Here is a 7,596-nt window from a genome sequence, read left to right as displayed (position 1 = left end):
TGGGGCGGACCAGTCGCTGCGCGGCGTCGTCACCAAGCTCAGCATGACCGAATACCGGCTTCACATGCAGTTTCGCGACGCGCGCGCTGGGACGGTGGTCGGGAGCTTTGCGACCGACATGCGCGTCGGCGCCGACTATTCGTGGCCCCGTGCGGTCGAGTGGTTGCTGGAGAACAAGGTTTTGACGCGGGCCCGGCAAATCCTAGACGCCCCTCGGTGAGGCTTCGTTGTTGTGCCGCATCCGTCAGGTGCACCGAACCGGTCTCGGCGAGGCCACCTCCTGCGCCTCGATCAGCGCGCTGAAGCGGCCCCGAAAGAAATCTCCATATTCCTCCGCGGACCGCGCTCAGTGGTGGTCTGACCGGCGAGCGACTGCGCCACCGCGAGCAGGTTATTCATCCGGTGGCGCAGTTCGCCGAACGGCGGGCGCGGCTCAGCTTGCGAAGGCGAGCGGCGTTCCGTCGACCGGGTGGCGAAGCACCTCCATGGCGAGGCCGTAGATCGCCTTGAGACGGTCCGGCGCCATGATCGAGGCCGGGGAGCCGCGCGCGATCATCCGCCCGGTGTGAAGCGCCGCCACCTCGTCGCAGAACCGGGCCGCCATGTTGACGTCGTGCAGCACCACCACGACGCCGCGGCCGCCGGTCTCGGCGAGCTTCCGGACCAGCGTCAGCACCTCGATCTGGTGGGCGACGTCGAGCGCAGAGGTCGGCTCGTCGAGCAGCAGCCAGCGCGCCTGCTGGGCGACCAGCATGGCGAGCCAGACGCGCTGGCGTTCCCCGCCCGAAAGCTCCTCCACCCTGCGGCCCGCGAAGACCTCCACATTGGCGAGGCTCATGGCCTCGGCCACCGCGTGCGCGTCTTCGGGGCCGAAGCGGCCTAGCGCGCCATGCCAGGGATAACGCCCGAGCGCCACGAGCTCCCGGACGGTCAGCCCCGAGGCCGAAGGCGGCTGTTGCGGCAGGTAGGCGACCTCGCGCGCGAATTCGCGCGAGCGCCAGGCGCCGATCGGCCGGCCGCCATAGCGGATCACTCCAGCCGTCGCCGTCTGCTGGCGCGCCATGAGCTTCAGCAAGGTCGACTTGCCCGAACCGTTATGGCCGACCAGACCGATGACGGCGCCGGGCGCGAAGGTCGCGGAGAGCGGCGCCAGGAGCGCGCGGCCATCGACCGCGCAGGACGCTTCCGAGAGCTCGAACGTCGCCGGCGACGCCGGATCAGCATCGGTCGTCGTCGAGACGTCTCCATACATGCGAGCCAGCCGCCAGCTCATCGACTTCGCGCCCGCCACTCGGTGGGCGTGCAGCCGGCGAGGTCGCGAAACACGCGCGTGAAATGCGCCTGGTCCGAAAAGCCGAGCCCGCTGGCGATGTCGCTCAGCGGCGCCTCGGCGCGTTCGACCAGCCGTTTGGCCTTCCGCACCCTCGCCTGAAGCTGCCAGCGATGCGGCGGCATGCCTGTCGCGGCCTTGAAGGCATGGCTGAAATAGCTTTCCGAAAGACCAGCGAGGCTGGCGAGCTCACTCAGCCGGATCGTCTCGGCGCAGCGTTCCTCGATGCAGTCGACCGCGAGCCGCAGCTGCCGGTCGGAGAGCGCGCTGCGCGCCGGGCGCCGGGAGGGCGGCGCGAAGGCGGCCGCCACCAGCGCCGCCAGCAGCCCGTCGCCATATAGGCCGAGCGGGGACCGGCCTCGGGCGCAGGCATGTTCGATGAGGCGGGCGAAACGCTGGATCCGTTCATCGCAGAACATCAGTCTTGGCGCGCCCGCGCTGGATGAATCGAGCCCGGAGATCGGCCCGAGCCGCTCGACGTCGAAATGGACGTCGAGATGGCGGACCACGGTGGAGCCTGCGACGCTCATGCGGAGCGGAACCTCCGGCGGCACATAGCTCGCGCTGAGTTTACGGGACGCGGCGCGGCCGACGCCCTTGCCGACATCGAGCTGGATCTCGGCGGCGGGCTCTTCGATGACCACGAACAGGCGCGGGTCGCGGGAGACATAGTCGCCTCCCGCCCCGGGCTCGCAGCGCGCCCGCCAGATCTCGACCAGCCCGATATCCGATGAATGAGCGAGCGGCGCGCCGGTCACGGCGATGCCGCGTCTCTCCGAGGTCATGCGCGGCCGGAACGTGCTCATGACCTACGGCCCTTATGCGCTGCGCCCCCCTCCTTCTGGTGCGCAACGGGCACACCAGAAGGCTCTGAGTATTACGAAGCCAAAAACATACAATACGTAAGCGCTGCCGCGCACTCTTAGTGGCCGCATCAGGGCAGTCAAGACACGAGATCGTAGTTTAGAATAGATACATTCTAAAGAGACCGTGCCGTTGCAGATCTCAGATGATGAGAATACCGGGGACGAGAGTGATCTATGTAACGAATATGCGAGCGGTTCTGCTTGCGGGCGTAGCGCTGACGGTGATTGCGCATCCTGAAGTTGCTATGGCCCAGCAGGCCGGTCAGTCGACGCAGCTCGACGCGATCGAGGTGCAGGGGCAGGGGCGCGGCGGCGAGATCGGGGACAAGGGCGCCGGGACAGCGCCCGTGCAAGGCTATGCGCCCGTCGCGACCACCACCGGCTCGAAGACCGACACGCCGATCAAGCTCATCCCGCAATCGATCGGCGTGGTCGGCCGCGAGCAGATGGAAGACCTCGGCGCGATAAAGACCGACGAGGCGGTGCGCTATTCGGCGGGCGTGTTCGCGCAGCCCTTCGGCGAGGACAGCGACACCAACTGGTTCTACATCCGCGGCTTCGACGCGACCCAGACCGGCGTCTATCGCGACGGCATGCAGCTCTACAATTACGCCTTCGGCAACTTCTTCACCGATCCGTGGCTGCTCGAGCGCGTCGAGGTGCTGCGCGGCGCATCCGCGGCGCTTTACGGCGGCGGCAATGTCGGCGGCATCATCAACTATGTCAGCAAGCGTCCGCTCGACCACGACTTCGGCCAGGTCGAGGTCGGGATCGACAACTATCCCACGGCGTTTGCGGCGTTCGACATCAACAAGGTCGTGCCGAACGGCGTCGTCACGAAAGGAGACGCGCTGCCGCCGGTCTGGAAGTACCGCTTCACCGGCAAGTTCGAGGGCGGCGACGGATACAGCAAGCGCGAAGACGGCATCCGCGGCGTTTTCCAGGGCGCGGCGACCTATTCGCCGGACGCAGGCACGGATCTCACCGTCTACGCCAACTACCAGCACGCCGATCAGAAGCACGGCGGCGGCGACTTCCTGCCCTATTACGGCACGGTGAAGCGCGCGACGTCGGTCGACGGGACGATCGATCTCGGCCGCATCGGCCGGCGCGACAACTTTTCGGATTCCGATTTCGACCGGTACGACCGCCGCCAGGCGATGGCCGGCTACGAGTTCAATCACGACGTCAACGACGTCTGGACGGTGAACTCCAAGGCGCGGTTCGCCTACGCCGATCTCAAGGAAGCGCAAATCTACCCGTTCGGCTACGGCTTCCAGCCGCGGCCGAGCGCGGGCGCCACCGCGCTCTCGCTCATCCCGTTCAACCACCACACCAAGTCGTACAGCTTCACCGCCGACAACAATGTCGTCGGCAAGTTCGCGACCGGTGGGCTGGATCACACCCTCCTCATTGGCCTCGACTACAAGTTCTATGAGATCGACGAGGTCCAGTCGTCGTTCGGCTCGCCCTATATCGACGAGAAGAGCAAGCTCCATCAGGCGGGGCTCTATGTTCAGGACCAGGTCCGCTTCGGCGGCGGCTTCATCGCGACGCTCAACGGCCGCTACGACAGGATGTGGCTGAACGGGGATTACAAGCCGCTTCCGAACGACACGGGCGCCGACGTCAAGCTCGACAAGGGCCGCTTCAGCGGACGCGCGGGCCTTGGCTACGAGTTCGCGAACGGCGTCGTGCCCTATGTCAGCATCGCGAGCGTGTTCAATCCGCTCGTGCAGGCCAACAACATCCAGAACGCGGCGTTCCAGACCATCGGCCGCACGCCATTCAAGCCCGAGACCGGCATCCAGTACGAAGCGGGCGTGAAGTGGGCGCCGACCTGGTTCTCCGGTCTGTTCACCGCGTCGGTCTTCGACCTGAAGAAGAAGAACGTCGTTTCGGGCACGACCTCCCCGACGACGGTCCAGACGCAGCTCGGCGAGGTGCGCTCGCGCGGCTTCGAGCTCGAGGCGCAGGCGAACCTGAACGAGAACTGGAAGTTCATCGGAGCGTTCACGGCCTACCAGCTGAAGATCTTGAAGGACGAGAACCCGCTTCTGGTGGGCGAGCAGCCCTTCCTCGTCCCGGAGGTGATCGCCTCGGCCTTCCTCGACTACACCTTCACGACCGGGGCCATGAAGGGCCTCAGCCTCGGCGGCGGCGTGCGCCATCTCGGCAAGTCCGAGGCGACGCAGCCGAACACCGTCAAGGTCCCGGCCGCGACCCTGTTCGACGTCGCCGCGCGCTACGAGTGGGACGCCTACAAGGTCAGCCTCAACGTGACGAACCTGTTCGACAAGCGCTACGTCTCCGGCTGCCAGGGCATCAATGTGTGCTCCTATGGCGAGGCGCGCAAAGCGCTGGTGAGGGCGAGCTACACGTGGTGAACGACGACAGGCCGGTCCGCCGGCCTGGTTTTCTCTCCCGCCGCGGCGTCCTCACCGGCGCCGCGGCTTTCGCTTGTCTGGGCGCCGCCCGCGCGGACCCAGCCATGCGGCTGGCGGCGATAGACTGGGCGATGCTGGAGACCGCGCTCGCCCTCGGTGTCGCGCCCGTCGCCGCGGCTGAACTCGTGCTGTTCCGCACCGCCGCGGTGGAGCCGGTCGTGCCCCGCTCGACCGCAGACCTCGGCCTGCGAGGTTCGATAAGCTACGAGCAGCTCCTCGACACGCGGCCCGACCTCATCCTGATCTCCCCCTGGTACGAGAACCGCGCCCGCCTCCTGTCGCGGATCGCGCCGGTCGCGAACTACTCGATCTACGAGCCGGGCCGTCGTCCCTACGAGGCGGCGATCGCGGCGACGCGCGACCTCGGCCGGCGCATCGACCGCAGCGCCGAGGCCGAGCGGGCGGTCGCCCAGGCCGACGCGGAGCTCGCCTCCGCCCGCGCGCGGCTCGCGCGATCGGCGGGCCGCCCTGTGCTCATCATGAACCTCGCGGATGCGCGTCACTTCCGGGCGTTCGGCGCCGACAGCATGTTCGGCGACGTGGCCGAGCGGCTGGGGCTTGCGATCGCCTGGACCGCTCCGACGCGCTTCGGCGCCTTTCCCGCGGTCGGGGTCGAGGCCCTCGCCGGGATGACGGAGGCGATCGTGGTCAATGTCGGCCCAAGCCCGCCATCGGCGCTCGCCGCCGTGCGGGAGAGCCCGCTCTGGCGCGCCATGCCGCCGGTCGCCTCCGGCCGCTTCCTCGGGCTCCCTGCTGTGAACCCCTATGGCGCGCTGCCGGCCGCGCAGCGTTTCGCGCGGCTCCTCGCCGATGGCCTTGAAGCGATTGCGGTCGGCTGAACGCATGCCGCGAGCGCTTGTCGGACCCTGGCTCCTGTGGGGCGCTCTGGCGGCGGTCGCCGCAGCCCTTTCGCTCCAGGACGTCCTGTCGAGCCTCAGCGCGGGATCGGCCGAGGTCGATCGCGCCCTGGTCCTCTACAGCCTCGCGCCACGGATCGCGGTCGCACTGCTCGCCGGCGCGGCGCTCGGGCTGTCCGGCGCGCTGTCTCAGGCCGCGCTCGACAACCCGCTCGCCGAACCGGCGACGCTCGGCGTCTTCGCCGGCGCGCAGCTCGCGCTCGGCGTCGCGGCGATCCTCGCCCCGGCGATGGGCGCGTTCGGCCGCGAGGCCGTAGCTTTCGCGGGGGGAGCCGGCGCGGCGGCGCTGGTGCTGGCGCTCGCCTGGCGGCGACAGCTCGACCCCGTGACCGTGGCGCTCTGCGGCATGGTGGTGGCCATGGTCGCGAGCTCCCTGTCCGCGGCGCTCATCCTGTCGCGCGGCGACTATCTCTTCGCGCTGCTGATCTGGGGCGGGGGCTCGCTGACGCAGGAGGGCTGGCGCGCCTCCGCCGCGATCGCCGCGGCGCTGGGCTTCGGCGGCGTCGGGGCGCTGCTTCTGGCGCGGCCACTCGGGGCGCTCGCGGCCGGCGAGATCGGCGCGCGCAGTCTCGGCGTGCCGACGCCCGTCATCCGCATCGCGGCGCTCGCGATCGGCGTGCTGCTGACCGCGATGGTCGCGGCCGAGGTCGGGCTGATCGCCTTCGTCGGACTCGCCGCGCCGGCCTTCGCGCGGCTTTGGGGTGCGCGCTCCGGGCGGATCCTGGCGGTCTCGCCCGTGATCGGCGCCATCCTGCTCTGGCTCGCGGACTCGCTCGTGCGGCGTCTCGGCGCCGGCGACGCGATTCCGACCGGCGCCGCCACCGCGATCCTGGGCGCGCCTCTGCTGCTGTGGCTGCTGCCGCGCCTTGTCCTCGCCGACCGACCCGCGGCTCCGGAGCGGGGACGGCGCCGGGAGCCCGCCCGCGTGCTCGCCGTCCTGGCCGGGCTCGCGGCGGGCTCGATCGCCGCGGCGCTGTGGGTCGGGGCCGACGCGCATGGCTGGAGGATTTCCTCCGCGGCGGAGTTCGCCGAGCTTCTGCCGTTCCGGGGCCCGCGCGTGGCGGCCGCGGCCGCGGCGGGGGCGATGTTCGCGGCGGCCGGCGTGATCCTTCAGCGGCTGACCGCGAACCCGCTGGCGAGCCCCGAGGTGCTCGGCGTCGGCGCCGGGGCGGGCGTCGGCCTCGCGGCCGTACTGCTGGGCTTCGGCGCCGTGTCCTGGCCGTTGCAGATGGCGGGCGCGGGAGCGGGCGCGCTGGCTGCGCTCGCCGTGATGCTGGCCGTCGCGGGACGCGGCAGGCTCGGTCCGGAGCGGATGCTGCTTGCGGGCGCAGGGATCGCGGCGCTCTGCCTGGCGGGTCTCAACGCCGTGGTGGCGACCGGCTCGCCAAGCGCCTTCGCGCTGCTCGCCTGGATCACGGGCGCGACCGACGCGCTGGGGCCGGATCAGGCGATCGCGGCGGTCGTCACGGCGGCGGCGCTCGTCGCGCCGGCCGCAGCGACGCTCCGCTGGCTCCACGTCCTGCCGCTCGGGACCGCGACCGCCCGCGCGGTCGGCGTCGGCATCGGGGCGGCGCGCCTCGCGCTGACGACGATCGCCGCGCTCCTGACCAGCGCGGCGGCGATGATCGCCGGCCCCTTGAGCTTCGTGGGCCTCGTCGCGCCCCATGCGGTGCGGGCGGCCGGGCTCGCGGGCGCCGGCCCGCATCTCCTTGGCTCGGCGCTAGCCGGCGCGGCCCTCATGACTATCGCCGACCTGCTCGCGCGCACCGTGATCTTCCCCTACCAGCTCCCGCTCGGCCTCTTCGCCTCCCTGATCGGCGGCAGCTATCTCCTCATCGCGCTTCGCCGGCGCTAGCCAAAAACTTGCCTCCTGCCGACGTGCCGAGCCGGAGCCGATTCGCCTCCTGCCGCTCTCTGGTCCTGAGGCGGCTCCTTGGTCCGAGCGGAACGACCCTGATCGCTCCAAAACGGCGCATGGGACGGCGATTAGTCTGGCCATCGGGCGGGATCACTCATGAGTCGGGCGGCGACAGACC

Annotated in this window: 7 protein-coding genes; 4 read left to right on the top strand and 3 right to left on the bottom strand. The window is 70.0% G+C overall.

Going from position 1 to position 7,596, the window contains the following annotated elements; genetic code table 11:
- A partial coding sequence (locus VM780_RS04560; protein WP_325445556.1) for a DUF2380 domain-containing protein occupies positions 1-220 on the top strand: 220 nt, incomplete at its 5' end.
- Between the two features lie 71 nt (positions 221-291).
- On the opposite strand, the gene VM780_RS17580 is transcribed toward VM780_RS04560, so the two are convergent.
- The 3 genes from VM780_RS17580 to VM780_RS04550 are packed head-to-tail and all read right to left on the bottom strand — an operon-like array spanning position 292 to position 2,136.
- Positions 292-399, bottom strand: a complete 108-nt coding sequence (locus tag VM780_RS17580) for a hypothetical protein (RefSeq protein ID WP_414652789.1) — start codon at positions 397-399, stop codon at positions 292-294.
- A gap of 34 nt (positions 400-433) precedes the next feature.
- Positions 434-1,252, bottom strand: a complete 819-nt coding sequence (locus VM780_RS04555) for an ABC transporter ATP-binding protein (RefSeq protein WP_325445592.1) — start codon at positions 1,250-1,252, stop codon at positions 434-436.
- Positions 1,253-1,269: 17 nt separating this feature from the next.
- Positions 1,270-2,136: an AraC family transcriptional regulator gene (locus VM780_RS04550; protein ID WP_325445554.1), complete on the bottom strand. Its 867-nt coding sequence runs from the start codon at positions 2,134-2,136 to the stop codon at positions 1,270-1,272.
- Positions 2,137-2,441: 305 nt separating this feature from the next.
- On the opposite strand from VM780_RS04550, the gene VM780_RS04545 reads away from it, so the two are divergent.
- From VM780_RS04545 to fhuB, 3 genes are all read left to right on the top strand, one after another.
- A complete protein-coding gene (locus VM780_RS04545; protein WP_325445552.1) occupies positions 2,442-4,583 on the top strand; it encodes a TonB-dependent siderophore receptor in 2,142 nt (713 codons plus the stop codon).
- Positions 4,584-4,687: 104 nt separating this feature from the next.
- Entirely contained in the window at positions 4,688-5,482 is a 795-nt protein-coding gene (locus VM780_RS04540; RefSeq protein ID WP_325445550.1) for an ABC transporter substrate-binding protein, read from the top strand.
- A gap of 4 nt (positions 5,483-5,486) precedes the next feature.
- On the top strand, positions 5,487-7,415 hold the full coding sequence (gene fhuB, locus VM780_RS04535; RefSeq protein ID WP_325445548.1) for a Fe(3+)-hydroxamate ABC transporter permease FhuB: 1,929 nt from the start codon (positions 5,487-5,489) through the stop codon (positions 7,413-7,415).
- Positions 7,416-7,596: the final 181 nt, after the last annotated feature.

It is taken from the genome of Hansschlegelia sp. (assembly GCF_035538955.1).
Classification (GTDB): Bacteria; Pseudomonadota; Alphaproteobacteria; order Rhizobiales; family Methylopilaceae; genus Methylopila.
The sequence above is the reverse complement of the archived record's forward strand: the minus strand, read 5'-3'. Positions and strand labels throughout refer to the sequence as shown.

What these genes read in the sequence shown, in the direction of transcription:
- VM780_RS04545 (WP_325445552.1), top strand. Translation starts at nt 2,442, where the DNA reads ATGGCCCAGCAGGCCGGTCAGTCGACGCAGCTCGACGCGATCGAGGTG.
- VM780_RS17580 (WP_414652789.1), bottom strand. Translation starts at nt 399, where the DNA reads ATGAATAACCTGCTCGCGGTGGCGCAGTCGCTCGCCGGTCAGACCACC.
- fhuB (WP_325445548.1), top strand. Translation starts at nt 5,487, where the DNA reads ATGCCGCGAGCGCTTGTCGGACCCTGGCTCCTGTGGGGCGCTCTGGCG.
- VM780_RS04555 (WP_325445592.1), bottom strand. Translation starts at nt 1,252, where the DNA reads ATGTATGGAGACGTCTCGACGACGACCGATGCTGATCCGGCGTCGCCG.
- VM780_RS04550 (WP_325445554.1), bottom strand. Translation starts at nt 2,136, where the DNA reads ATGAGCACGTTCCGGCCGCGCATGACCTCGGAGAGACGCGGCATCGCC.
- VM780_RS04540 (WP_325445550.1), top strand. Translation starts at nt 4,688, where the DNA reads ATGCGGCTGGCGGCGATAGACTGGGCGATGCTGGAGACCGCGCTCGCC.